The sequence below is a fragment of the Streptomyces sp. NPDC001393 genome, assembly GCF_053597455.1.
In genome coordinates this window covers 1-25202 of the sequence record NZ_JBSFIH010000066.1, presented here as the reverse complement: position 1 = coordinate 25202, position 25202 = coordinate 1, and the positions used below count along the sequence as shown (strand labels likewise).

The 25202-nt window shown below is 70.9% G+C and carries 17 protein-coding genes and 4 pseudogenes; 5 read left to right on the top strand and 16 right to left on the bottom strand.

All coding sequences use genetic code 11. The features are described 5' to 3' along the window. Window positions 1-71 precede the first annotated feature (71 nt). The 10 genes and pseudogenes from ACWC2T_RS39990 to ACWC2T_RS39945 all read right to left on the bottom strand — a co-directional run. Window positions 72-836, bottom strand: a pseudogene (locus ACWC2T_RS39990) (replication-relaxation family protein); the annotation flags it as partial. After that, window positions 827-3451 (bottom strand): ATP/GTP-binding protein, encoded by a 2625-nt coding sequence (locus tag ACWC2T_RS39985; RefSeq protein ID WP_450675243.1) that lies wholly within the window; start codon window positions 3449-3451, stop codon window positions 827-829. The gene ACWC2T_RS39985 and the pseudogene ACWC2T_RS39990, both read right to left, overlap by 10 nt. Further along, entirely contained in the window at window positions 3427-4074 is a 648-nt protein-coding gene (locus ACWC2T_RS39980; protein WP_450675242.1) for a hypothetical protein, read from the bottom strand. Before ACWC2T_RS39980 ends, ACWC2T_RS39985 begins: the two co-directional genes overlap by 25 nt. Continuing rightward, window positions 4071-5108 carry a C40 family peptidase gene (locus ACWC2T_RS39975; protein WP_450675241.1) on the bottom strand — a complete coding sequence of 346 codons (1038 nt, stop codon included), beginning with the start codon at window positions 5106-5108 and terminating at the stop codon, window positions 4071-4073. Before ACWC2T_RS39975 ends, ACWC2T_RS39980 begins: the two co-directional genes overlap by 4 nt. 107 nt (window positions 5109-5215) lie before the next feature. Next, complete coding sequence (locus ACWC2T_RS39970) at window positions 5216-7957, bottom strand: hypothetical protein (protein ID WP_450675240.1); 2742 nt, start codon at window positions 7955-7957, stop codon at window positions 5216-5218. Between the two features lies 1 nt (window position 7958). Continuing rightward, on the bottom strand, window positions 7959-8309 hold the full coding sequence (locus ACWC2T_RS39965; RefSeq protein ID WP_450675239.1) for a hypothetical protein: 351 nt from the start codon (window positions 8307-8309) through the stop codon (window positions 7959-7961). Next, window positions 8309-11005, bottom strand: coding sequence for an ATP-binding protein (locus ACWC2T_RS39960; protein ID WP_450675238.1), 2697 nt, complete (start codon window positions 11003-11005; stop codon window positions 8309-8311). The genes ACWC2T_RS39965 and ACWC2T_RS39960 overlap by 1 nt, the downstream gene beginning before the upstream one ends. After that, on the bottom strand, window positions 11002-11583 hold the full coding sequence (locus tag ACWC2T_RS39955; protein WP_450675237.1) for a hypothetical protein: 582 nt from the start codon (window positions 11581-11583) through the stop codon (window positions 11002-11004). The genes ACWC2T_RS39960 and ACWC2T_RS39955 overlap by 4 nt, the downstream gene beginning before the upstream one ends. Then, window positions 11580-11921: a hypothetical protein gene (locus tag ACWC2T_RS39950; protein WP_450675236.1), complete on the bottom strand. Its 342-nt coding sequence runs from the start codon at window positions 11919-11921 to the stop codon at window positions 11580-11582. The genes ACWC2T_RS39955 and ACWC2T_RS39950 overlap by 4 nt, the downstream gene beginning before the upstream one ends. Beyond that, window positions 11918-12853 carry a conjugal transfer protein gene (locus ACWC2T_RS39945; protein WP_450675235.1) on the bottom strand — a complete coding sequence of 312 codons (936 nt, stop codon included), beginning with the start codon at window positions 12851-12853 and terminating at the stop codon, window positions 11918-11920. The genes ACWC2T_RS39950 and ACWC2T_RS39945 overlap by 4 nt, the downstream gene beginning before the upstream one ends. Before the next feature lie 695 nt (window positions 12854-13548). Between ACWC2T_RS39945 and ACWC2T_RS39940 the strand changes: the two genes are divergently transcribed. From ACWC2T_RS39940 to ACWC2T_RS39930, 3 genes are all read left to right on the top strand, one after another. After that, window positions 13549-15006, top strand: coding sequence for a hypothetical protein (locus ACWC2T_RS39940; RefSeq protein ID WP_450675234.1), 1458 nt, complete (start codon window positions 13549-13551; stop codon window positions 15004-15006). A 26-nt stretch (window positions 15007-15032) separates the two neighbouring features. Next, window positions 15033-16451 (top strand): hypothetical protein, encoded by a 1419-nt coding sequence (locus ACWC2T_RS39935; RefSeq protein WP_450675233.1) that lies wholly within the window; start codon window positions 15033-15035, stop codon window positions 16449-16451. 147 nt (window positions 16452-16598) lie between these two features. Continuing rightward, entirely contained in the window at window positions 16599-17810 is a 1212-nt protein-coding gene (locus ACWC2T_RS39930; protein ID WP_450675232.1) for a UDP-N-acetylglucosamine--N-acetylmuramyl-(pentapeptide) pyrophosphoryl-undecaprenol N-acetylglucosamine transferase, read from the top strand. Here the strand turns inward: ACWC2T_RS39930 and ACWC2T_RS39925 are convergent. The 4 genes from ACWC2T_RS39925 to ACWC2T_RS39910 are packed head-to-tail and all read right to left on the bottom strand — an operon-like array spanning window position 17764 to window position 21347. Continuing rightward, complete coding sequence (locus tag ACWC2T_RS39925; RefSeq protein ID WP_450675231.1) at window positions 17764-18195, bottom strand: low molecular weight protein-tyrosine-phosphatase; 432 nt, start codon at window positions 18193-18195, stop codon at window positions 17764-17766. The two genes, ACWC2T_RS39930 and ACWC2T_RS39925, sit on opposite strands and share 47 nt — an antisense overlap. Beyond that, window positions 18180-19328: a DegT/DnrJ/EryC1/StrS family aminotransferase gene (locus ACWC2T_RS39920; RefSeq protein ID WP_450675230.1), complete on the bottom strand. Its 1149-nt coding sequence runs from the start codon at window positions 19326-19328 to the stop codon at window positions 18180-18182. The genes ACWC2T_RS39925 and ACWC2T_RS39920 overlap by 16 nt, the downstream gene beginning before the upstream one ends. Beyond that, entirely contained in the window at window positions 19325-20332 is a 1008-nt protein-coding gene (locus ACWC2T_RS39915; protein WP_450675229.1) for an ATP-grasp domain-containing protein, read from the bottom strand. Before ACWC2T_RS39915 ends, ACWC2T_RS39920 begins: the two co-directional genes overlap by 4 nt. Continuing rightward, the gene (locus ACWC2T_RS39910) at window positions 20325-21347 is read right to left on the bottom strand and encodes a dTDP-glucose 4,6-dehydratase (protein ID WP_450675228.1); all 1023 of its coding nucleotides are present in this window, start codon (window positions 21345-21347) and stop codon (window positions 20325-20327) included. The genes ACWC2T_RS39915 and ACWC2T_RS39910 overlap by 8 nt, the downstream gene beginning before the upstream one ends. Before the next feature lie 252 nt (window positions 21348-21599). On the opposite strand from ACWC2T_RS39910, the gene ACWC2T_RS39905 reads away from it, so the two are divergent. Both ACWC2T_RS39905 and ACWC2T_RS39900 read left to right on the top strand, forming a co-directional pair. Continuing rightward, window positions 21600-22868: a helix-turn-helix domain-containing protein gene (locus ACWC2T_RS39905; RefSeq protein ID WP_450675227.1), complete on the top strand. Its 1269-nt coding sequence runs from the start codon at window positions 21600-21602 to the stop codon at window positions 22866-22868. Between the two features lie 359 nt (window positions 22869-23227). Further along, window positions 23228-23454 (top strand): annotated as a pseudogene (locus ACWC2T_RS39900) (Tn3 family transposase); the annotation flags it as partial. A 27-nt stretch (window positions 23455-23481) separates the two neighbouring features. On the opposite strand, the pseudogene ACWC2T_RS39895 reads toward ACWC2T_RS39900, so the two are convergent. Together ACWC2T_RS39895 and ACWC2T_RS39890 are read right to left on the bottom strand one after the other, a co-directional pair. After that, window positions 23482-24312: pseudogene (locus ACWC2T_RS39895) on the bottom strand (alpha/beta fold hydrolase). Further along, window positions 24309-24815 (bottom strand): annotated as a pseudogene (locus ACWC2T_RS39890) (TetR-like C-terminal domain-containing protein); the annotation flags it as partial. The pseudogenes ACWC2T_RS39895 and ACWC2T_RS39890, both read right to left, overlap by 4 nt. Window positions 24816-25202 lie beyond the last annotated feature (387 nt).

The window sequence follows — 25202 nt, the reverse complement described above, 5'->3', positions numbered from 1 at the left end:
AACCGGCGAACGTCCTGATCACCGACGACGGGCCCCGGATCATCGACGGGGTGCTCCGCCACCATGGCCTACAGGTCACTGATCCGGTTGCGCAGGACGTACCGGGAGGCCCCGGTCAGCACGAACAACGCCCGGGGAAACACGGAATACCAGCGCAGCCACACCGCCCCGGGAGCGGCGGGCTGCCGCGAGCGTGGTCGGCCGACGGGTTGCAGCTCGTACGCCCACAGCCGCGCGTACTCGATCAGCTTCGCCGCCAGGCGTTCGCTGCCCATGGTCGCGCGGTCGACTTCGACGAACGCCCGCAGCTTCGTGCGCTGATCGTCACCGATGAGGGTGTAGTGCATCACCACGTCCGTGATGATCTTTTCGCCTTCGCTGAGCGGGTGGGAGACCTCGGGCGTCCAGTCCAGGTGACCGTGTTCGTCTCCGCGCCGGCGGGCGTCGGCGACGAACGCCAGGTGGGTGCGGAACACGGTCAGGGTGTGCGGCGTCTTCAACGACGCGGCTGTGGCCGAGGTGAGCGGATATGGGGGCCGTCCGCACAGCGCGGGGAAGTCCCGGGTCAGCCGTGTGCCCTCGCTCGTCAGGTACCAGGCCCGGGAGCGGTTGGACTGCGGCAGCACCGTGTAGTCCACCAGGCCTTCGCGGCGCAGTCTGTTCAGCGGCGCGGAGAGGGTCTGTCGTGCAGTGCCGGGGCGCAGCAGGTCGTGGAGCTGCTGTGTGGTCGCCATGCGGTGCTGGCTGAGTGCGGCCAGGAGCTGATGCGGCAGCGGCTCGATGGGGCTTGGAGTGCGCCTGGGGGACACGGTCTCGATGGCGGTGGTCACTGATATCCCTTCTTCTGCAGCCGTATGGCCGGTGCGGTGGTGGGGGCGTGCTGGGTGAGGAAGTCGCTCACGCGGTGCAGCTGGTCGGTGGCCCGGGCCGTGAGCGTGGCAAGAGGTGCCGCGCCGGCCGTTGCCAGGGCTGAGCGTTCCAGTGCCGCCGCCTGGCGGGGGCGGGCGTGGTCGGCGAAAACCTCGTCCAGGTGGGGGCCGGTGATCCGGACGGGGCCGATGCGTCGGCCTTCGACGGTCAGCGACATGTAGTGCTCGAACCGGTCCAGGGTGGCGACGACGTCCGGGCTGGGTTTGTCGCCCCACTCCGAGGTGATCGCAGCGATGGCAGACTGCGAGCCGGCTGTGGATGCCAGGGTGGAGGCGTTCTGGACCAGGGACAGCCGCACTGCCTGGGGCAGGCGTCCGAGCAGCTGTGTCATGCCGTGAACGTGGACCTTGTACTTGCGGAAGTCCTCGAACATCGCGGCGATCGTCTCCGGGGCCGCGCCGGTCAGGGTGATCAGCTCGTCGAAGTACGGGCGGAAGGGCACTCGCTGGTCTTCCGGGGTGTCGCGGCGGGAGCGCACGGCACGCAGCAGGTCCCGGGCGAGCAGAGCGGTGATCAGCCGGTCGGTGGGCCCGTTCCCGCCCGGGCACACCCACACGATCATCCGCGAGTCCATCGCGGCGCGGATGTTGTAGATACCGGCCGGCTGCCCGAGGAAGGCACGGGTGACGGGGTTGGCGGCAAGGCGGGTGATCGGGTTGAGGACGACGCCGAACGCGTCAGGAGGCAGCGTCGGGAACACCGTCCGCCACCAGGACAAGGTCTCCTCATCGAGGCGCCCTTCCGCCGTGGCCAGTGCCGCGGTACGGAAGGCGGGGTCAGTGAGCAGCGCCCGCACGTGGAAGACGGTGGCCTGATCCTCCGGCCGCCCAGCCGCGCAGGCCATGTGGTTGACGGCCACCAGCACGGCCAGGGCGGCGGTGAGGATGGTGAGCGCGCGGGGTGCGCTGGCGTCGTCCCAGCCCAGCGCGGCCGCGCAGGCGTCGGTGACCGCCTCGACGACCTCGTGCGCCGCCTGGCCCTGGTGCATGCCCAGCGGGTTCCACGAACTCACCTGTGGGGCGGGACCATTGGCGTTGAGGTCGATGAGCGCGATCCGCTGCATGAGGTGGTCGTGGGCCAAGAACGGCAGGGCGCGAGGCCAGGAGTCGCGGTGGGGGTCGACGAACATCAGCCCGCCGCCGGCGTGTGCCCACCCGATCGCCTGAGCGAGGGCACGTTCGGTCTTGCCGCCGCCGGCCTTGCCCACCCCGACTTCGAACAGCGTCTCCTTGGCGTAGGTGGCGACCAGGCGCCTGCGGCCGTCCGGGCCGCGGTAGATGCCCTGCAGCAGCAGCTCGGGATCCCCGTACTCGAAGGTTGGCAGGTCTGAAGCGAGCAGCGGCAGCCGGCAGTGCACGGTGGGCGGCTTGAGTAGTCCCGTCAGCTCCTCAAGGCGCACCCAGTTCGGCCGGGGCGGCTGGCAGTGCCCCAGCGTCCAGCGGCGTTCGAAGCCGCGGCGGCTGGGCCAGCGGTCGGCCCCGAATCGCCACGGGCCCACCCGCCACCCGCGCATCGCCCACCGTGAGCCGCCGCCGAATACGTCCAGCGCGGCCTGGATCTGGGCGAGCCGGGCCTGGGCGCGGCCCTCGGTGTTCGACGCGCACATCACGAGCAACTGCACGCGGACCAGGTGGTCGTCCTCGGCGAGCTTGCCCAGCGCGTCGGCCGGGTCCACCCGGCGGGGAGTAGGCGGCATGACCAGACGGCGCCCGCCCCCGCTCTGCTTGCCTGCGACCAGCTGCTGCAGTTGCCACGTCAGCGAGTCCTCGATGCCGCCTGCGTCCTTGCGCAGCCAGCGGGCGGCCCGCTGGGCCTCGCGCCGCTCCGCGCGGCGGGCGCCTGCCATCAGCTGCAGACGGCGTGCCCGCAGCGCCCACTTGGGGGCCCGCTGTATGCCGAGGCGGATCTCGGCCAGGTCGCCCAGCTGGGCACGCAGGTCGGACACGGCGTCGATCAGAGGCTGCAACGGGTCGGGAGCCAGCGGTACCTCACGCAGCGGGGCCGTGGGTTTGCCACGCAGGATGAACTCCGCCCGCACTATGTGCTTACGGGGCTTGTCGACGAGGGGACGGGCCTGATTGACGGTGACGGCAGGGCCGAACGGGGTGATCGACAGCAGGCGTTCGCCGCCCGCGGGGCCTTCGATGCGATAGCGCAGCGGGCTGGATCCGTCGGCTCGCAGCCGGATCTGCACCGCCTTCGTACGGCGCGGCGCCCACCACGGCATACTGGTCGACGCCCGGGCCAGCTGTACCCCGCGGCGGAAGATCTCTTCCAAGCCGGGGTCGAAGTGGCGCGAGGGTACAAGCTCCAGCGCCATCCGCTCGGCCGAGGCCTTCCGCGCCAGGTGGCGCACCGCTATCTCGCTCACGGCCCACACGATGACGGCGGCCGTGGCGGGCACCCACCAGTAGGTGACCACCCAGCCGGCGGTGTGCATGATGCCGGTGAACAGGCCGAGTACTGTCCCGGATGCCGACTCGGTGGCCTGGCCGGTCAGGTACAGGGCTTCGGAATCCACGTGGACGCTCCTTTCTTCGACGTGCTGCGGGTGAAGTGCCAGTCGGTGATGTGGTCGTCGGTGAAGGTGTCGCCGCGGTCGGCGCCGGCCCACACCAGGTGCACCACCGCCTGGTCGTCGGCGCCGTCGCGGCGGGCGATGGCCGCCTGGATCCGGGCTGTCGCGAACGCCGGGGCCGGGTGCTGGCTGGCGTCGGGGAAGACCCTGGGCCACTTCGCCCGGCCGATCCCGGTGGCGTCCGCGCGCAGCAGAGCGCGCCCGGCTGCCAGCAATTGGCGCTCGTCATCCGGGGGAAGGTCGGCGGGCCAGGCGGCTTCCAAAGCCTTCTGGATGGCCGCATCGCCAGCGGGGCCTTCGCCGTGCGGCGGCAGCTGTGATGCACCGTTCCCCTCTACGGAAGCGCCGGCAGTCTCGGTGTTCTGGTGTGTAGCCTCCGGGGCCGGACGCCCGGGGGCGGGCAGCGAGGCGGTGACGGCCGCCTTGGGCGACGGAGTTGAGGCCGCCTGGTGCGTGGGGGAGTTGTGCGGCAGCCCCAGGAGGACGGCTCCTGCGACGGCCAGGAACACCGTGGTGATCAGCAGGAAGCCCGGAGAGCACGGGGAGCGCGGCTCGGTGGTGGTCATAGCAGCCGGGCACCTCCCGCAAAACCGGACATCGCGTCCACCGCGTCCAGGCGTACGACCGTGCCTGGGCGGGCGGCGTTGACCATCTGGCCGCCTCCGAGATAGATCCCGACGTGGTAGATCGTGGAGTCACGGCCCGGCGCGTAGGCGTAGAAGACGAGGTCACCTGGCTTCAAGGCGCCCTTGCCCAGGCTGGCGGGGATCCGCTGACCGACACCGGCCTGGGCGGCTGCCGTACGCGGCAGGTTGATGCCGACCCTGGCGTAGGCGTACGCCGTGAGGCCCGAGCAGTCGAAGCCCTTGATGTTTGCTCCGCTTTTGCCGCTGCTGGTGCAGCAGGACCCGTAGGACGGGCCGTCTGCGTCGCCGCCGCCCCACGAGTAGGGCACGCCCTGCTGCGAGAGGGCCGCCTCGATCACGGTGCGGACCTTCCCCGTCACGTTCTTCAGGTCCGGATCCTTGGCGGCCGCCGTGTACTGGTCGATCCAGCCCAGTACGTTCGCCAGGTACTCCTGCGAGTGGTTGTACTCCAGGATCGCTGCCTCGAGCTGGGCACGCTGAGCCAGGTCGCGGCCGTTGCCGCAGAGGTAGGTTGCGGCGCTGAGCGCGGCATCGTCGGCGTTCTGCGGATCGGCGATGCGGTCGCCGTTGCCGTCTTGGCCGATCGACTCCCAGGTCGACGGCAGGAACTGGAACGGGCCCACGGCCCTGTCACCCTGCGAGGTGCCGTCCCACTTGCCCCCGTCGCTGTCGGGGACCACCGTCGTGTTGCCACCCACACTGGAGCCGTTGAGGAGCACCCCGTAGATCTTCGGGCGGATGTCACCGTTGTCAGCGATGCTGTGGCTGATGGCATGGTTGGACTCCACCTTGGCGATCCCGGCCAGGATCGCCCAGCGCATGCCACGGCACTTCGGCACATGCTTCCCGACCTGCTGGACCGCCTTCTTGTAGGCGGTCAGCATCCGGGGAGGGATGTCTGCCGCGCTGCCGCCCTCGGCGATCCCGCCATCGTCCTGCGCGCCGGTCTTCATCGCGACATACGCGCTGATCGCGTTCCCGCCCGGAACGGCACAGCACACAGCGGCGAACAGCAGCAGCGCCGTTACACATCCCCACCGCGCCAGGCGCCGTCTTGTCCTCACTCGCCCTCACCGCCGTCGCCGCGCCGCTGGTCACGTCGGCGGCGCAACCGCTGGGCGTCGGCCTCGGTCCTGCGCATCAGCTCCTGGAACCGGGCCCGGGCCTCGTCATGGGTGCTGTTACCGGCGCCTCCGCCTCCCGGGAAGACGGGCCCGGGCCCGTTCGAGGGCGGGGCCGCCGGGCGCCGGGGCGCACCGCCGCCGAGCCGCGTCGGGGAAGCGGGCGGGGCCGTCGGAGGGGTGCCGGATCCGACCCCGGAGGCGGGCGGCGTGGGTCCTGGCGAGGCCGGTCGCCTGCGGCCCGGAGAACTGGCGGAACCGGTCGGCCGCGGAGCCGGTGCCGGGCGAGCGGGCAGGCGCCGGCTGGCGAGAGGGCCCATTCCGCCCGCGTCGTCGGCTTCCCTCACGACCCGGGCCACATGACGGCCCGTGTCCCCCCACGCCCGGCCGTCCTCGCGGACGGTGTTGCCCCACACACGCACCTGCCGGCGGGCGTCCTGGGCATAGCGCGAGCCCCCCGACCTGCCGCGGCGCACATTGGCCGGCAGCCCGACCGTCGCGCCGTAGGCCACTCGCCCGCCCCGGTGCAGGATCCGGTAGCCACGGAAGCGGACCAGCCGGTTGTGGGCGCGGGTGAACAGCAGCGTGCGGTCGGCGTTCTGGTCGTGCAGCACCTGGCCGGTGTTGCGGTCGACGATCTGGCCCTGGTCGTTGCGGTACCGGTCGGGCGGACCGCCGGGTCTGCGCGGACCATTGCTGCCGCCCGGGCCGCCCGGACCGCCGCCCGAAGGACCGCCGTCCTGCGGATCCCCGCTGGCGGTGGGCTTGCGCCACTTGGCCAGTTGATCCCTGTCCGGACGGCGGCCGACCAGCAGCCACCAAGCGCCCTTCGCGCCCAGCCGCGTCCCCAGCCCGCCCACGGCCGCCGCCGCGGTGAGCGGGGCGAGTCCGCGCCCGGCCTCGGCGGTGGCATCCGCGAGCAGCCCACTGGTGTCGACCGGCATGCCCGCCCCGTCGAACAGGGAAGTCAGCGCACCCATCAGCCGCTGGCGGGTACCGAGCATCCCGAAACGGCCACCGCCACCTGTGAAGGCACGCAACCCGCCCCCGTAGCCGCCCAGCGCGGCGGGGGAGTTCATGGCGAGCGCAGCACCGAGCTCGGAGGTATCGCCCGGCATGTGGGTGCCGCCGACTTTGGCGTAGCGCATCCGCATGGCCATGCGCCGCCCGAAGGAGGAGATGCCGGTCAGCAGCCGCCGGTGCCCGGCGGCGCCGGCGATGGCGAGTACGTCGATCAGCAGGATCCGCTCCACCATCAGCTGCGGGCCATTGGTGATGGTGGCGTCCACCGCGATGCCGAAGAACGGCACGAAGGCACAGATCGAGACCATCGCGAGCATCGCGATCCCCCACAGGGACAGCCACTTCCACACCGACTGCCGGGGCGGGCCGGGCAGCATACCGGCGACGAAGGCGACGCCCCCGGCGGCAGCAGCGCCGACGCACAGGGCCTGTGTGCCGAGCAGCACGATCGCGCTCGAGAGGAGCATGCCGCAGATGAACAGCGCGGCAACCAGCAGCAGGGCGGCCCCGCCGACCCGCCACCAGGTGGGCTTTTCGGCGTAGTCGGCGCACGACCTGCCGACCGGGCCGGCCTTCTTCATGTCGGCCAGGAACGCAGCGAACGCCTGGTCCTCGTCGCTGACGATCGCGTTGGAAGAGTCGAGGAGATCCCCTCCGGGGGTGAGCTCCGGGAGGTTATGGATCGTGCTGCTCGGCGCCCCGTCGACGTCACGTTCGCAGTACTTCTTGGCCGGACCGATGATGTCGCTGCAGGCATCTTTCGCCTTCTGCGAGGGAGTCGAGGTCGGCATGTACCCGCCGGTGACCCATTTGAGGTGAACGGCGTAGGCCTTGCGGTCGGCAGGCCTGGCGGGGTCGAGGATGCGCCCGTATTCCAGCAGCATGTACGGCTTGACGATCAGGGCGTTCGTGATCGAGTCCTGGATCGGGCGGGCCACCTCGTCCGCGGAGACTGGTCCTTCGCCCTGGCGCTGTTCGCACTTGATCTCCGCGTTGCCGGCCATGCCGTCGCACGGGCCCTTGCTGGCGATCTTTCCCCCCCAGTCGTAAGAGTTGACGGACTGCTGGGCCACGTCGGCGGCCACCTGCTGGGTCTGGCCCAGCGGCCCGTCCTGCGTGAGCAGGTAGTCGGGGCGGATGAACGCCGAGGCGGCGAACGCCCCGATCAGCAGCGTCAGGAAGATTTCGCCGAGACCGCTGCCGACCCGGCCCCGCACGATCATGAAACCGGCGAACACGAACGCCCAGGCCAGCAGCAGACCCTTCAGCCCGAGGGTGTCCACGACGATGTTGTCGTAGGTGTCGGCAACCTTCTGCGCCGGATGGATGAGGATCTTCAGCAGCGGGAACCGGAAGGCCAGCTCGATGGCCCACCCCGCCAGCCCGACCAGCAGCCGGATCAGAGTGAACAGCCCGGACAGGGCGAAGGCCAGGGCCTGTCCCTTGAAGTTGACGATGGAGCCACCCGAAGCGTTCAGGTCGTATCCGTCGATCGGCACACCCTCGGAGGAGGTGATGTTCAGCGGGGAGAGCAGGTCACCGGTCTCACCGCTGCTGCTCGCCGCGTACACGACCTGGGTGTTCACCACAACGAACACGCCGGTGAGCAGGACGACGAAGCCGGCTGCGCGGAGCGTGCCGCGGTCTGGGCGCCTCATCTCAACGCCGCCTTCGCCCGGTGGCGTTCCGGCTGCGCCAGACCAGGAGGGCGGCCAGGCCTGCGCCGGCCGGCACGAGCCTCCACGCTGCCGCGGCGGCACCGTGGTGCTCGTCGGTGTTCTTGGCGCCGCGCTCGCAGTACGCCTTGGCCGGTCCCACGATCAGGTCACACGGGTTGTGGTGTGCCGTGTGGGCGTCGGTGGCGAAGGCCAGCCCGGTGTGCGGCCACCAGGCTTCCGGCACGCCCATCGTCAGGGCCCCGACGAGTACGCCGGCGGCGATGGCGATCACCGTGAGGACGGTCGCGGCTGTGGCGATGCGCTGGTGGCGGCTGGGGGAGAGAGTGGTCATCAGAGGTGTTCCTTCGGACGGCCAGTAGCGGCTTGGCCGGTGTGCGGGGCAGACACGGCAGCCGGTGGAGGTCCGGCAGGGGCGCGGCGTCCTGGTGTGGTGGTGATGGAGGTGGCGATACGCGCAATGCGGGGGATGACCGCCTTGATGCGGCCGGTGTTCTGCCGGGGGCAGGTCAACAGGAACTCGCCTTCGCGGCCGTTGTGTCCGACGGGGGACAGGCCGGTGGTCACCAGCCGCACCAGTTCTTCGTTGGTGGAGTCCAGCCCGATGAACTCCAGTCCGCGGCGGGCGCGTTCGCGGTCGGCGGTGCGGGCGAGCGCCCGGTAGGCCATCAGTCCTCGGTCGGGGCCGAGCTCTTCGGCGTCGTGGGAACCGGCGAGCAGGCCGGCGCCGTGCTTGCGACCGTCGTGGAGGATCTCGTGGACCAGGGCGGTGCCCTCGGCGGATGAAGTCAGCCAGTACAGCTCGTCCAGAACGACCGCGGTGAACCGCTCGGGGTCCTCGAACGCGGTCTGCCGGGCGACCGCCGCGATCAGATACAGCACCGCGCGCCCGATGAGGGCCTCCAGCGGCTGCTGGTGCAGGACCTCGGGTTTGTCGAACGCAGCCTTGGGCGGCAGCTTCAGCCCTGTGGTCGTGATGACGATCATGTCGGAGGCGCTGGAGGCGTCCAGCCGGACCGGCGGCAGCGTGGGGTCGAACACCATAGCCGCCAGTGGGTTGGTGGCCACCACCCGGATGAGACCGGCGAGGGTGGCGGCCGCGTCCTGCCGCTTGCCCATCTCGCGGGTGGCCATCTCCTCGAGGACCTCGAGCACGCGGTGCATCGACGGGCTGTCGCCGACGGCGGCCTGCTCGACGGCGTGGTGCAGGACCTCGCCATTGGTGCTCATCGGGCCGATGCCCAGCTGCAGGGTGAGGTAGGACAGGGCGTAGTGGCGGCCCTCGGGCCCGTCGAACATCCGAAGGGGGTCGATGGACACCTCTGCCTGGGCGGCGTCGATGATCTGGCAGCGGCCCTTGGCGGCGGTGCGGGCGAAGGTGGCCCACTCGCGCACCGGGGTGCGGTCGATGCAGATCGCGCAGCCGCCGCGCGCCCACACCGCCTCCGCGATCAGCTTCTCCAGGACGCTCTTGCCCGCGCCGAGATCGCCGACGATTCCCATGGAGGCGGAGGCGTCCTGCTTCGGTGCATCCGCCACGTTGATCATCACGGGGCGGGTGGTGCCGCTGCCCAGGTCGATCCCGAGGAACATCCCGTTGGGGTCACCGACCTCTGCGGCCGTGAAGGCGCCGCCGAGCGCCCAGTCCTCGGAGACCTGGTGCTGGGTGAACTCCCGCACCACGCCGGGCCGCACCGTGCCGGGCAGGCCCAGGGTGAACAGAGCCTCCTGCAGTCCGGCCGGGCGCACGGCCCGGTAGTCGGCGCCGCCGAGCAGCGCGGCCAGTGCCCGGGCGCGGGCGTCGCAGACGGCGGCGGTCGGCCCCCACACGGTGAGGACTGTGACGGACTGGACCTCGACCTCGACGGAGGTGCGCGACAGGCGGGCGTCCAGCTCGCCCAGGTCGCGGGCGGCCTCGGTCAGGGAGGCGGGCATGCCGGTGGGCCGGGCGTCGTACTGGTCGGCCTGGTCGATCAGCTCGTTCTTCTTGCGCCGCACCTGCTCACGGGCCTTCTCCGCGGGCACCAGCGTGAGGTCGACCGTGTAGTCGACGGGAAAGTCCAACGTCTCGAGCTGGGCGAACAGGTCGGCGGCGTCCTGGCTGACCGCGGGCGGGCACTCCGCCAAAGCGAGCTGCGCCTGGTAGCCCACTCCCGTATCGGACTCGACTTGCAGCCAGCGTCGCCCGAGCGGCGAACCGGTGTTCACCCGCCACCAGGCCTTGCGGCCCGACCGCGTGAGCCGTCCTGCGCTCTTGAGTTCGTCGACGTCGTCGAGTTCGGGGTCGATACCGCCTTCTTGCAGGCGGACCTGGCCGAGGTCGGCGTAGCTGGGGGAGCGCAGTATCCCGTCACGGATCTGCCCGCCGTACAGATCGCTGGTCTCGGCCTCGGTGAGCAGGGGTTCGGGCAGGCCGCGGTGGAGGGCGTGCTGGATCACCCACACGATCTCCGCCGGGCGGGCCGGACGGAAGCCGATGCCGCCGGCGAGGGCAGCCTCCACGCGCAAGGCCTGCTCGCGGTAGGCGGTCACCTCCCGCCGGGCCACGGGAGCGGCCCGCATGCCCAGCATCGGCGCGACGTCAGCCCACATGGCGCCCAGCGAGGCGGCCACCTGCCCGCTCGCGGTATCCGTGTGCAGGGGCACGGCCAGCCACAGCGTGCGGCGGTGCATCTCCTGCTCGCTCAACAGGTCCAGGGTGGCTTCGACGTTCTCCACCCAGGGATGCACACCGTTGCCGGCCGTCGTCTCGCCGGGCTCGATGCCCTCGATCATGCGCAGCGCGATCTCGCCCGCATCGACCTGGGCGCACAGCCCGAACAGGCGCGGTGTCCCGGACAGGGAGCGGACCAGATGCGTGACCTTGGCGAGCTGTTCGTCGCGCACTGCGGCCGGTACATAGGTGCCCAGGACGGTCTCCTCGCGGCGGCCGTCTGCGTCCGGGCCGGGGTGCAGCCGGTAGAGGGCCCAGACGCTGCCGTGCGTCGACCACACGAGGTGACCGGCGATGTGACGGATCGGCACCCTCACTGCGCACCCTCACTGTGCTGGGCGAGGGCGAGCAACTGCTGCACACCCGACACCGGCCCCGCCGGCTCCTGGCGCGTACGCACTGCCGGGCGCCGACGCGTGGAGGTGCGGGATGCGCCGCTACGGCGCGGCCTGGGGTCGGCAGCGGGGGGTTGGGGCCGAGCCGGCGCAGCCACGGAAGACGACGATGTGGCGGGGTCGTCCTCGACGGTGAAACCGCCGAGCAGTACACGGGCTGTGCGGTCCCGGGCAGCGCGCCCGCCGATGCGGCCGCCGGGTGGCTGCCCGGCGAGCGACACCCAGCCCAACGCCGCCTGCAGCGGGGCCCGGCCCTTGATCTTCGGCCGGCGCACCGTCCAGATGGCCAGGATCCACGCGACGATCGGGACCGGGCCCATCCACGACCACCACGGGATCGTCTTGATGAGAAGGAAGCCTCCGCCGACCGCGACCGCGATCTGCGCGGGCGTGTACGGGCCGAGCGGAATCTTCCAGTCGGCGACCTTCCCCAGCACCCAGGGGTGCCGGCGGGCGGCGGTGTAGAAGCGGCCCACTCGCGCCGTGGCGGTCGCGCTCACAGCCAGCCTCCCGGGCCGGCGGAGTGGTCACGGGAAGCGGGAAGGTCGGAGCGGACGATGCCGGGGACGGCGGGCGCGCCCTTGGAGGGGTTCTTCACCTCGTCGGTGAACATGTTCGCCAGGTCGTTGCGCGAGTTGTACAAACCGAGCGCGATCACCATCAGCAGAAGCGCGCCGATCCCCGCCTTGAGGCTGAACCTTTGGATCATGATGACGACCACTAGGCAGATCAGACCGGCCTGCAGGCCCTTGGTCGCCCAGTCCTTGAACATGTTGATCCACGAGTTGCCGAGATCGTTGAGCTGCCCGGCGAGCACCAGGCTGTGCACCGTGTTCATCGGGCACCCCCGTCACGGGCAGTGCCGGACTCCAGAGCTGCGACTTCCCACCGGCCCGAGCGGGCCCTGAGGGTGAGCTCGTACGCCAGCGGCCAGCGCCCGGCGTCGTCCTGGCCTTGAACTTGCGCGAGGATGCGGACCGTGGTGCCGTCGGCCGGGACGGACTCGGCGGCCGCTGCCTCCTCGGCAGCGAGGACCTGCTGGACGGTGACCGCCTGGTACGGGGCGGGAGAGGCCGGCGACAGCTTCACCCCGGGCGCGAGGTAGCGGTCCACCTCACCGGCACCGGTCAGATACGCGCCCAGGAACTGTCCGACTGCGGACGCAAGATCACTGCCGGACGGCACGGTCACCGAGTACACCGACTTCGCCACTGCGGCCCGCGCCGGGCCGGCCACCACACCGGGCGCGCCGGTCACCGTGAACGAATCACCGGCCACGTCGGTGGCCACGGGGACGACGAAGTAGCGCACTCGTCCGTCGGCGTACTGCGCCGCCACCGTCACCGCCCACTGGCCGGCGTCACGCTGCGCACTGCGCACAGCGGTGACCGACTCCAGCCGCGATTGCGCACCGGCGCCAGGGGCGGGCAGATCAACGTCCGGCGCGAGCAACTGCGCAAGCCGCGCCTGCGCACTCGTGGCGTCGTCGGTGCTGCTGCGCAGCCACGCGCCAACGAACAGCTGCGCATAGCCCGCCGGGTCGGCCACGGCGGCCGCGGTACGCACGGCCGTGGGCCTGGCCCCGGGGGCGGCCGCGACCGTGGTCGGGCCGGACAGCACGGCGACGCCCAGGGCGACAGGCCCGGCAGCGATCGCGGTGAACAAGGCCAGACGAGACAGGCGCACGCGCCGCCGCATCTTCTCCAGCCGGGCGCCCGCGGCCATCGAAGCAGCGGCCTCGCTATCCGAAGCCTGCTTGCCAGGTGACATGGTCAAACTCCCAGGTCAGAACGTGTGCTTGCTGACCTTGAGAAAACCCGCAGGACCCGACCCGACCACCGACCATGAAGGCCCGACCACGGTCACGATGGGGACACAAAACCGTGGTCGGGCTCATGGTCGCCCCGACCACAGCCCCGACCACGGGTTGGACAAGGGGCACGCCTGAGCCGCCGCGGTGAGGAGTCCGGTGCCGGAACGAGCCAGGGACAGCACAGACATGAAGCCGCCGACGGATCAGGCGCGCGTCCTTCCAGGAGGCAGCCGTAGCTGAACGGTTGCGCGTGTTCTGCCGGGTGCGCAGACCCAGGGCCGGCCGCCGCCTTCTGCTGTGCGCAGCCGAGTGCACATGCGGACTGCGCAGGACCACGGCCTCGTTGCGCAGCCGCCTACACAGCGAAGTCCGCCCCTGTTGCGCAGCGGCGATTGCACATCCACACCGGACACCGGCGAGGCAGCCGTGGTCGGGCCGACCATGAGCCCGACCATGGCAGCCCAGTGCGCATGTTGCCGGATCGTGACCGTTGGTCGGGGGCTGTGGCCGCCAGCCTGGTCGGGGCTGCCGGGTGAGCTGACGGCATGGATCTCGCGCACGTCCCCTCACTCAGCGCCCCTGGCCGCCTCGCGCTCGCACGCTTACCCCAGGGCTTCAGCGACGGCGCGCTCATGGCGTGTGAGGGATCGCGATGAGCCGCTTCGGGGCGGGGATCCGGCGCGGGGTGATGGCGGCCGACCAGTTCACCCAGATCGCCAACGGCCTCTTCCGCGACACCCGATTGTCCTTCAAGGCGAAGGGCTTGTTCGGCTACATCAGCACCCACGCCACCGGCTGGCGGGTGACGGTCGCCGACCTCGTGAGAGCCGGGCCCGACGGGCGGGACGCCGTACGCGCCGGCCTGAACGAACTGCAGCGACACAGCTACCTCATTCGCAAACAGCTCCGGCACGACAACGGGACGCTCGGCGAGATCGTCTACTCGATCACGGACCGACCAGCGGTCATGGACACCGACCTCATGCACGCGGCCGGTACAGCGTTCGCCTCCGTTCCAGCCGGCGAGGCGGGGCGCCGCTTCGGGGCGGGGATCCGGCGCGGGGTGATGGCGGCCGACCAGTTCACCCAGATCGCCAACGGCCTCCTCCGTGACACCCGGTTGTCCTTCAAGGCGAAGGGCTTGTTCGGGCTGATCAGCACGCACCGGGACGGCTGGCGGATGACCGTCACCGACCTGGCGCGCCGCAGCCGCGACGGCGAGGCAGCCGTGAAGAGCGGGCTCAAGGAACTGGAGATCCACGGCTTCCTGCTCAGGGAACGCGGGCGCAACCCCGATGGCACCCTCGGCGCCGCCGCGTACTTCATCACCGACCTGCCCAGCCTGCCAAACAGCAAGTCCGGGCCGATGTCGGGTTTTCCACCGGTGGATAACCCGACATCGGTTCATCGGCCCACTAAGAACACCAACAGAAAGAAGACCAACAAACAGAACACCAGAGCCCTCCGTCCGTGCGGCCGCAGCGAAGCCGCGGGAGAACCTGGGCGGACGCACCAGCCGGAAACTCCACCGATCCTGCCGACCGCGCCGACGGCGGATGAGATGCACCCCGGCATCCGGTTCCTGCTCGACCTTGGGACAGCCCGCCCTGAGCTGCTGCTGACCGGACAGACGCTGACCGATCAAGGCCGCGTCGTGACCGTGATGCTGGAAGCTGGCTGGAGTCGCGAGCAACTGCGGCACGTCATCGCCGACCGGCCGCTGCCGAAGCCGGTACGCACCTCCGTCGGAGCGATCATCGCCGCCCGGCTCCGCGCCGCCCAGACCTACCCGCCACCCGCCACCGCCGCCGACAGCCACGACGGGCCCTTGCTTCAGGAGCCGTTCGCGCTCCCGGGCCGCCGGCCGTCGGCGGCCCCGGCGGCCCGCACCGTGAGCGAAGCCCTCACCTACCGGGCCCTCGTCGAGTGCGCAGGCTGCGGCAAGCCCGGCACCGCCCCCGGCGAAGACCTCTGCCCAACCTGCCTCGACTGGCCCCTGTGCCGCACCTGCCCCGGGCCGACCCCTCGCCGCGCTCACCCCGGCGGCGACGGCCGCTGCACCACCTGCACCGCCGCCCTGACCCATCCTCTGGAAGCGAGCACCGAATGATGGCCACGACCCACACACCGCCCCGGATGACACCCCAGCCGCCTCTGCGTCCCTTCGCCCGCGATCCCCGACGGTGGGAGGCCGAACAGGAGCGTGCGCTGCGGACCGGCCACGTCTGCCGCGACACCGCATGCACCGGCACATGCGAGCCCGCGCTCGTGTACGAGCGCACCGGATGGGGCTGGTTGGCCTGGACCGTACCCGGTGACGGCACTCTGCCCGAACGTCCACGGCAGATCGGGGTGCTCACCCCGGGCGCGACGAGGACACAGCGGCTGGCCGCGCGCTGGCTGACCAGGCGCCCCGCCCTCCGCATCGCCCTGACCCGTACGAGCCCTGTGTCCGTGCGGTTCTCCGCGGCCGCCGTGGGGGGCATCAGCCTCTTCGCAGCCCTGTTTGCCGTGAACCGAGGCGTCCCCGCCGACATCGTGCTGCCGGAGATGCTGCTCGCACCCCTGCTTGCCGAGCACCTGCCCGACCGGATCGACGAACGGGCCGGCGAACACGTCCGACGCGTCGAAGACGCCGCTGCCTGCCAGTACCTGCAGCGCCTGGCCGCCCTGCACACCTACCTCGTCCAGGCCGCCGCCGACAACGACCGCTACGAGCTGCGCCGTTCGGCCGACGTCGGCCAACAACTGCTGTGGGACGCCGCCGGCCTGATCCAGGGCCAGGACACCCGCACGGTCTCGGCCCAACTCATCGACCGCGAACGGCTGATGGTTCAGCTCGCCGATCAAGTCGCCCAGCCCCTGGAGCGCATCCGCACCGAGACCCGCTGCGGCGAATCGAACCAGCCCGGCGGCCACGAGGGCCCGTCGGGCCCGTACCCGCCGGGCAGCCAGCCGGCCCCGCATCGCCCCACACCCAGCACCTCACTACTGAAGGGAACTGCGTCCATGCCCCAGCCAGCGTCCAGCGCCGACCACACCCCGGACGTCTACCTCCTCTTTGCGCACGAGCCGTACTACCCGGGGCCCGGCGCCCAGGAGATCAACACCACCGTGGTGGCGGCCGCCTCCCTGCTGCACCCACAGGTGCGCCAACCCGACGGCGCGCGCATCCACGATCTCCTCACCCGCGGGCGTCGATCCGGCGAGATCATTCCGCTGGCCACCCTCACCCACGAACTGAGCGGCGGTGCCGACTGGCCGAAGGTCGGCGACTGGGAGGGCGTCACCGGCGACCTGGTCCAGCTCGTCCACGCCGGCCGGTGCGACGCCCTAAGCCTCGGCCTGCCCGAGATCGCGCGGGCCCTGTTGTGCACCGGGCCGCACAGCCACGTCCGCGCCTACGACGCGGCGGGCGATGACTTCGTTGTCTATGGGGTCACTGAGCGCGAGACGGTCCTGGCGGAGGTCGGTATGTACCTTGCCGAGCTCATGGCCGAGCAGGCCCTCTGGCCAGGCGATGGTCTGTTGCCTCCGCTCGTCGACCATGGCTGATACCGAGGTATACGACGCCGGCTGGGTGGGCTGAGCCGATCGGATGTCGACGCGTGGCGTGGATTGGCGGGAAGGCGGGCGAGCGGTGCTGCCGTAGCCGCTAGGGTGGCGGCTCGCCTGATCGCCGTTTCGCCGAGGAGCAGCCCGATGCACAGCGCCCCTTTCCGTCTCGTCGTCACAGGCGGCGGGACTGGTGGACACACGTATCCCGCGCTGACCGCGGTGCGCACGTTGCAGGCCCGGCTCGCTGCCGAGGGGCGGGCCCTCGAAACTCTGTGGATCGGGACGGCTGACGGGCTGGAGGCGCGCGTCGCCCCGGCCGAGGGCATTCCTTTCACCACGGTGGCGACCGGCAAGATCCGCCGCTCCAAGAACCCGATCAAGCTGGTGTCACCGACCAACGTCAAGGACATGGCGCGGGTGCCGCTCGGCGTGCTGCAGGCGCGGCGGGCCATCGACCAGTTCGAGCCGGATGTCGTCCTCGCGACGGGCGGCTACGTGGCGGTCCCGGCCGGTCTGGCGGCGCGGATGTGCCACCGGCCGCTCGTGCTGCACGAGCAGACGGTGCGGCTGGGGCTGGCGAACCGCAAGCTGGCGGCGTCGGCCGCGCGGATCTGCGTGTCTTCGGAATCGACGCTGGAGCTGCTGTCGCAGTCGGCGCGGGCAGTCTCTGTGGTGACCGGGAACCCTGTGCGGCCCGAGGTGCTGTCAGGACAGGCGGAGCGGGCTGTCCGGGCACTCGGCCTGTGGGGCTTCGACTGGAGTCTGCCGACGGTGTACGTGACGGGCGGGGCGCAGGGCTCGCAGCAGATCAACGAGCTGGTCGGCGAGTCGGCGCAGTGGCTGCTGCAGCGGGCGAACGTCATCCACCAGTGCGGTCCCGCGAACGAGGAGAGGCTGCGAGCGCGGGCGGCCGGGCTTCCGGCCGAGCTAGCGGCCCGCTACCACTTGGCGGGGTTCGTCAGCGGCGAGCTGCCTGACGTCCTCGCCCTGGCGGACGTCGTGGTGTCCCGGAGTGGGGCGGGGACGCTGGCGGAGCTGACCGCGCTGGGCAAGCCGGCCGTGTTCGTGCCGCTGGCGTCGTCGGCGGGCAACGAGCAGGTCCACAACGCCCGGCATCTGGAGCAGGCCGGGGCGGCGGTCGCGCTGACCGGCGAGGTGACGCCGGGCCAGCTGCAGATTGCGGTGGGCCCGCTCCTGGCCGATGCTCACATGCGGCAGGCGATGGCGGAGCGGGCCCGTGCGTACGGCCGTCCGGACGCGGCGGACAGGCTCGTGGACGAGATCTTGGCCGCCGCGCAGGGGCAGCCGGTCACTGCTGGGGCTGGCCGACGTGGAGAGCCGTCCCTGCCTCGATGAGGACGGCGCACGCGTTGAACGCCTCCTGATCCTTGCCCATCGGGTCGGGGACGTCGCGGTCGCCCAGGTACAGGGCGAGCTTGGGCTGCACGTCGTCGTCGGCGATCTCGCGGAGGACGTCCAGCACGGAGGCATCCATGGTCAGGACGCTGTCGGCCCAGCCGAGCATCTCCCGGGTGAGCTGCTGCGCGCGATGGCCGGTGAGATCGAGCCCGAGCCGCCTGGCGGCCTCGACCATTTGCACGTCGGCGGGCCGGCCTTCCCACTTCCCGATCAGCCCGGCGGAGCACACCTCGAGTTCGCCGGCGCCCCGCTTGGCGAGCGCCAGGGCGGCGAACGGGCTGCGGCAGTAGTTGCCGAGGCAGACGGTCAGTACCTTGCGCACGATGCGGCTCCCACGGTCTTGAGGGCCTGACCGAGGACGGTGACGACCCGGTCGATGTCGGCCTCGGTGAGGTGCTGGTGGAACGGCAGCGTAAGCACCTCGCGGCCAGCTTGCTCGGTGGCGGGCAAGTCGCGCCGCCACTGGGCGAATGCGGGCTGCAGGTGGTTGGGCGGGTAGTGGACGCCGACGCCGATGCCGCGGGCCTTCATCTGCGCGTGGACCTCGTCTCGGTAGGGGATGAGGACCTGGCACAGGTGCGGCACGGAGTGGTCTGGGTGGACGTCGACCAGGTGCACGCCGTCCAGGCCGGCGAGCGCCCGCTGGTAGGAGTGCCACAGAAGGCGGCGGGTCGTCTCAGCCTTCTCGAAGTGGTCGAGCTGGGACAGGCCGATCGCGGCGTTGATGCCGGACATTTGGTAGCGCAGCCCGAAGCCGTGCACCTGGTAGCTGGTCGCGCGGCCGCGTTCGGCCTGGGACTGGACGACGCCGAGCATCCGGATGCTGCGGATCGTGTCGGCCTCGGCGCGCGTGCGGGGGACGACGATGCCGCCCTGCCCGCACGTCAGGTTCTTGATCGGGCCGAAGCTGAAGCAGGTCAGATCGCCGGTGGCGCCGACGCGGCGGGCGCGGTTGCGGGAGCCGAAGGCGTGCGCCGCGTCCTCCACGACGGCGATGTCCCGCGCGTCCAGCTCCCTGCGGACGCTGGAGAAGTCGATGGCCCGGCCGCCGAACAGGACCGGCATCACGGCGCGGGTGCGGTCGGTGACGGCGTCCATGACGAGCTGATCGGTGACGCACAGCGTGGCCGGGTCGATGTCCACGAAGCGGGGCGTGGCGCCGACGGCAAGGATCGCCTGGACGCTCGCGCAGAACGTCATGGACGGCACGACCACCTCATGGCCGGGGCCGACCTCGGCTGCGAGCAGGGCAGTGTGCAGGGCCGCGGTGCCGGACATGACGGCAACGGCGTCACGGACGCCGAGGAAGGCGGCGATACGGCGCTCGAACTCCTCGGTGACCTCGCTGTGCCCGTACTGGCCGCCCTCCAGCACGCGGGCGACCGCGGCGGCCTCCTCGCCGTACAGGTACGGCGTGTTGTTGCGCCCGGCGTCGGGCCTGACGGCGGCCGTCATGCGACGGCTCCCTTCGGGGCGGCTGCGATCTCCAGCTCGGCGACGTCGCCGACGCGCAGCGTCTCCATGTAGTTCGTGAGGAACACGCCGGTGCGGTAGGTGAGCAGGTCGTGGTCGACCGGCAGGCCGAACAGGCCGTTGACCATCTGGCCGACGAGGTCCGCGCCCGCCGCCTCGGTCAGCGCGCATCCCCCGGCGATGCGGACGTTCAGCTCGGTGATCGTGATCCGGCCGTCGTCGGTGACGAACCCCTGCACGCAGCACAGCCCCTGGGCGCGGACGGTGCGCAGCGTGTCCACCACCAGGTCGTGCACGGCCTGGTCCTCGAACGTCGTGGAGACGGCGACGCAGCCGCCTTTCACCAGGTCGCGGCGGCGGAGGATCGTCGAGGCGCGGCCGTCGCGGTCCACGAGGCAGTCGGCAGTGAATTCGGTGCCGTAGATGCGTTCCTGGACGATCGCGCCGGGGATCATTTCGCACAGCACGCGGGCGTGCCGCAGCGACGTCACGGTGTGCACGCCTTGGGAGCCGTGGCCGCTGCGTGGCTTGACGACCAGTTCGATGCCGGCGGGCACCAGGTTGAGGTCCTCGGGCTTCCAGGTGCGGGGCGTCGGGATGCCGTGCTCGGCGAGGGCCTGGTGGAAGCGGGCCTTGTCGATGCAGTCGTGCACCGACTTGCCGTCGGGCAGCCACAGGCGTACGCCGTCGGCTTCGAGGCGGGGCCGCAGGTCGAGCAGCGGTGGCAGGTCGTTCTCGATGCCGGCGACGATCGCGTCCACGGCGAGCGCGCGGCACAGGCCAATGATGGCCTCTGGGTAGTCGGGGTCTTTGGCGAGCGGGACGCGGTACGGCGAGACGTCGCCCAGGAAGAAGCCGGGGGCGAGCGGGTTGGAGTCGACGGCAACGACGCGATGGCCGAGGCGGAGCAGGCTGCGGGCCAGGCCGAAGCCCGGGTTGGCGCCGACACCGGTCACGAGGATCCGGCGCGGGGGCTGGTCAGGCATGCTGTCGCTCCTTTTCGGAGGTCGGAGCGGTGCGCGGGGAGGGCATGGCAGGGAGCGGGCTGCGGGAGAGCGGCGCCCACCGGTCGGCGTTGCGCCGGTACCAGTCGGCGGTCTCCTCCAGCCCAGCCTGGAAGTCGCGGCCGGATTGGTAGCCGAGGGCGGCGATCTTGCTCCAGTCCATGGCGTATCGCAGGTCGTTGGACAGCCTGTCTGGGATGTAGGTGACGCTGTCCCAGTCGGCGCCGCAGATCCGCAGTAGCTCCCGCGTCAGTTCCTTGCTGGACAGGTCGGTGCCGCCGCCGATGTTGTAGATCTCGCCCGGCGTGCCCGCTCGCAGGACGAGTTCGATGCCGGCGCAGTTGTCCTCGACGTGCAGCCAGTTCCGGACGTGCTGTCCGCGGTCGTGAAGGGTCACCTGCTCGTCGCGCAGCAGGCGCGTCACGAACAGAGGGATGATCTTCTCCGGGTGCTGGCAGGGCCCGTAATTGTTCGAGGAGCGGGTGACGCAGACCGGCGCCCCGTACGTCTGCCAGTAGCTGAGAGCGATCAGGTCGCTGGCGGCCTTCGATGCGGCGTACGGGACGGTCGGGCGCAGCGGGTAGTCCTCGGTGGCCGCGCCTTCCAGCAGCGGCCCGTACACCTCGTCCGTGGAGACGTGCACGAACTTGGCGACGCCGTGCCGCATGGCGGCGTCGACAAGGGTCTGCGTGCCGATGACGTTCGTGGTGACGAACGTGCCGGCGGTCGTGAACGAGCGGTCGACGTGGGACTCTGCGGCGAAGTGGACAACCGCGGTGTGCCGGGCCATCAGGTCGTCAACCAGGGCGGCGTCGCAGATGTCGCCGACGACGAACTCCAGCCTCGGGTTGAGGAACGCTTCCCCGAGGTTGCCGCGGCTGCCCGCGTACGTCAGCGCGTCGAGGACGGTGATCTGCTCGATGTCGTCGGCGCGGAGCATGCACCGGACGAAGTGGGAGCCGATGAAACCGGCGCCGCCGGTAACCAACAGCTTCATACGTGCCTCCGATGAGGATGACCGGCCGGCCGCAGGGGCGTGCTGCGGTTGGGGGTCCGGTCGTGGAGACACCCAGCGGTTGCCGGGTGCGGTCCTCACCATGGCGGCCTGCACAGGCCGTGCAGCGCGGGCGGACGGGCAACGGCAACTGGTGTGCGGATCCGGCACACGGTGTGCCTCCGCGCGCCCTCCCAACGTCTCCGAGGCGGCGCTAGGTTCTGCACCACCCATACTGGGACCAAGGAGGTGCCCATGGGCGCGGTCGAGATCGGTGCCCTCTTACGCGGGGCGCGCTGCGCCGCGAGGCTCACACAGACCGAGGTGGGCCAGGCCTGCGGCTATTCGGCATCGGCCGTCTCTCGCATCGAGAGCGGGAAGCTGCATATCGACTACCCGACCCTCTTGAAGTTCGCCGCGTTCTTGCGGATCGCACCCGAGCAGCTGCGTGCGTCTGCCGTACCCGGCATGACCAATGTCGCTACGGTGGCCGGAGGTTGCCGGTCGGACGAGGAGGACGAGGTGCGTCGTAGGGAGCTGCTGACGGGAGTGGTGGCAGCGGGAGCGACGGCCGTCGTCGGCACCGGCCCCGCCGCTGCCGCGCCGGTCGATCTGGACGTGGCGTTGTTCCGGCTGCCGCAGGCGGAGCCGATGCCGCTGCACCGGCTGGTCGCGCAGATCGCTGCCGCGCGCCGGGACTACTGCGCCGCCCAGTACGCCCGTCTCGGGCAGACGCTGCCCGGCCTGATCGCGGCTGCCACCGCGACACGGGACGCCTCGACGGGCCGGGCCCGGGAGGAAGCGAACCTGGCGCTCGCCCGCTCGTACGTGCTCGCGGCCGAGCTGGCGACGAAGCAGCACTCCGATGCGGCGTGGGTCGCCGCCGACCGGGCCCTGGCGGCCGCGCGCTGCAGCGGCATCCCGGTGGCCGTCGGAGAGGCCTCCCGGCAGCTGGCGATCGCGATGCGCCGCTCGGGCCGCTCCACGGCCGCGGTGCACCTGCTTACCAAGGAGGCGGAGGACCTGGACGCCTCCCGCGACCACACCGGCGCCGTCCGGACGACGCTGCTGCTGACCGGCGCCTACTCGGCGGCGACCGGCCGGGACCGGTCGACAGCCCTGTCGCTGCTGGAGGAGGCCGAGCAGGAGACGGGGCGGCACCCGGCCGTGCCGGGCCTGTTCACGGTGGAAGCGACCCGGACGCAGGTCGACGCCTACCGGATCAGCGTCCTCAACGCGCTGGGCACGCCGGACGAGGCGGTGACGGTCGCGAATCGGCTGAACATCGGCCGGATGCCGACAGCGGAGCGGCGGGCGCGGGCATGGACAGACGTCGCCCGCATGTGGAACGCGCTCGGGAACGGCAAGGAGACGTTCGCTGCGCTGCGCCGGGTCGAGCGGGAGGCGCCGCAGGAGGTTCGCCGGCCAGCATTGCGGGCGCTGACGGCCGGGCTGCTGTACGGGCCGACCCGTATCGAGGGCATCCGCGAGTTCGCTGCCCGCACCGGGGCGCCGGTCGGCTGAGCCGCTCAGAGGGATCAGTAGCGATGGCCGGTTCCGCGAAGCCGTGCGGCTTCGCGGGGGAGAGGTACGAGGAAATCGTGGGTGAGTGCGAGCGCGGGCTTCCACGTGATCAGCGGCAAGTATCGGAAGAATGAACATGGCAACATCGACAGCTGCCAGTTCACAGCTGTGGCTCGTCGATCGTCATATCTGGACCCCCTTACCAGCATCACACTGCCGTCGTGAGGCTTACCGGCTTCGGTCTGGGACTGCGGTACAGGAAGTGCCGCTGAGATTGATCATGGTCGGCTAGCAACACAGGCCGAGGGCTCCGCAGGGGTTCAAGGAAGGCCAGCAGGGCGGTCCGCAGGCCTGGCTACGCCGTCGTGCTGTGGAACACGCGCTATCTGGACGCCGCCGTCGCCCAGTTCCGGGCCGAGGGGCACGACATCAGGGACGAGGACGTTGCCCGGCTCTCCCCGCTCCAGGACCGGCACGTCAACTTCCTGGGCCGGTATCAGTTCACCATCCGGGATGGCGGGCCCGGCCAGGCCCTTCGACCCTGCGAGATCCGGACGCCGTCGGGGACGCCGATGACGGAGACTGACGGCCCAGGACGACTCGGTTCGTGTCTCTACGGGTGCAATGCCTTGCGAAGGAGTTCGCCGAACTCGGTGGGGTGTGTGGTCAGACCGATGTGCCCACCGGGAAAGTGCAGGAGTTCCGTGCCGAGATGCTCGGCCAGGAAGGCGGCCGGACGGTAGGGAAGCTCGCCGCGCGAGTCCTGCCCGCAGGCGAGCACGAGCCGGTCCGACAGGACCTTGAGGCGGTGGATGTCGGGTGCGTAGGACATGAAGCTCGGCACGATGCGTCCGACGAAGTACGGCAGGTCGCCCATGGTCTGCTCGGCCCGTTTCGCTGCCTGCGGCGGGAGCTCGACCTCGGGCTCGGCGGTGTCACCGTCCTTCTGCATGCCTGCCGCGAACACAGCCATCGCTGGCATCAGCCCCTGGCTGCGGAATGTGTCCTGTACACGCGCGAGGAGTGCGCGGTGCACGGCGGCGTCCGGGAGAACCTCTACTACCGGCGGTTCGTGCACGATGACACGTTCCACGCGTTCCGGGTGGGTGATGAGCAGATGCAGGGCGGCGATCGCCCCCGAACTGGCGCCGAACACCCGGCCGGGCTCATCGGGTGACAGCACATCGAGCAACCGGAACGCGTCCTCGGCGTGTTCCTACACCCTCTGCTCGGCCTCGGGATCGTCCAGCCTGCTCCGGGACATCCCTCGTGGGTCATAGGTCACCACCGTGTATGTGTCGGCCAGGTCGGCGGCCACTGTGGCCAGGGAGGCCGCGCCGCCCGTTCCTCCTGGGATCAGAAGCAGGAGCGGGCCCTGGCCGCGCACCTCGTAGTGCAGGGTCGCGCCGTTCACACGCAAGGTCCCGACGGTCGGCTCGGTCATGCTTGGTCTCCTTCTTCGGACGAGGGCCAGTGCTCCAGAAGGGTGTGCAGGGCGTCGAGTGCGCGGACCCAGGAATCCTGCGACGGACGCTTGTGCGCGAAGCCGCCTGCCGCCTCCAGAGCAACGAACCCGTGGAACACGCTGCGCAGCAAGCGGACTGCGTCGGTCAGATCCGGTTCTGCCATCCCGTAGCCGCGCAGCATCCCGTACGTCAGCTCGACCGCACGCCGCGGACCCGGCGCGTTCGCAGCCAACTCGGGATCAATCTCGATTGGGATCTGTGTCGCCATATAACGGCCCGGGTACCGGCGGGCGTAGTCACGCCAGGCGTCCGCAAACGCGACCAGCGCGTCCTTACCCGCCCGCCCGGCCGTTGCCTCCGCGATACGGATCGTCTTTTCGTCCGCCGCCAACAGCGCGATCCGTCCACGCAGATCCTCAAGACCGCGAACGTGCGCGTAGAGACTCGCGTCCTTCACTCCAAGCCGCCGCGCCACCTGAGACGGCTTCCGCTTACCGCTCGATGGGCTTGATCAGTCGAACACGGTTCCTGTTCGGGTGACACCTCTGTGCTCGGCGCATAACGGCAGGGCCTCCTGGTAGCTCGGGGTTGCGATCCCAACCGAGCAGCACCAGGAGGCCCTGTGTCGCAGTCTTTCGTGCTCGCGTCTGCGGAGTCCAACTCTGCTTCCCTGGCGTGTGACTGTCTCGCGCACAGGTTCGGCAACGCGGCGGGCGGGCCGGACCGCGTCCCGTGTTACGGCTCCGACATGTCGGAGGCGGAGTGGCAGGTCATCGGCCGTTGCTGCCGGTGCCCGCGTGGCTTGAGGGGCGGGGCGGGCGGCCGGAGGGTTACTGCCACCGCGTGATGTTGGACGCCGTCCGTTATG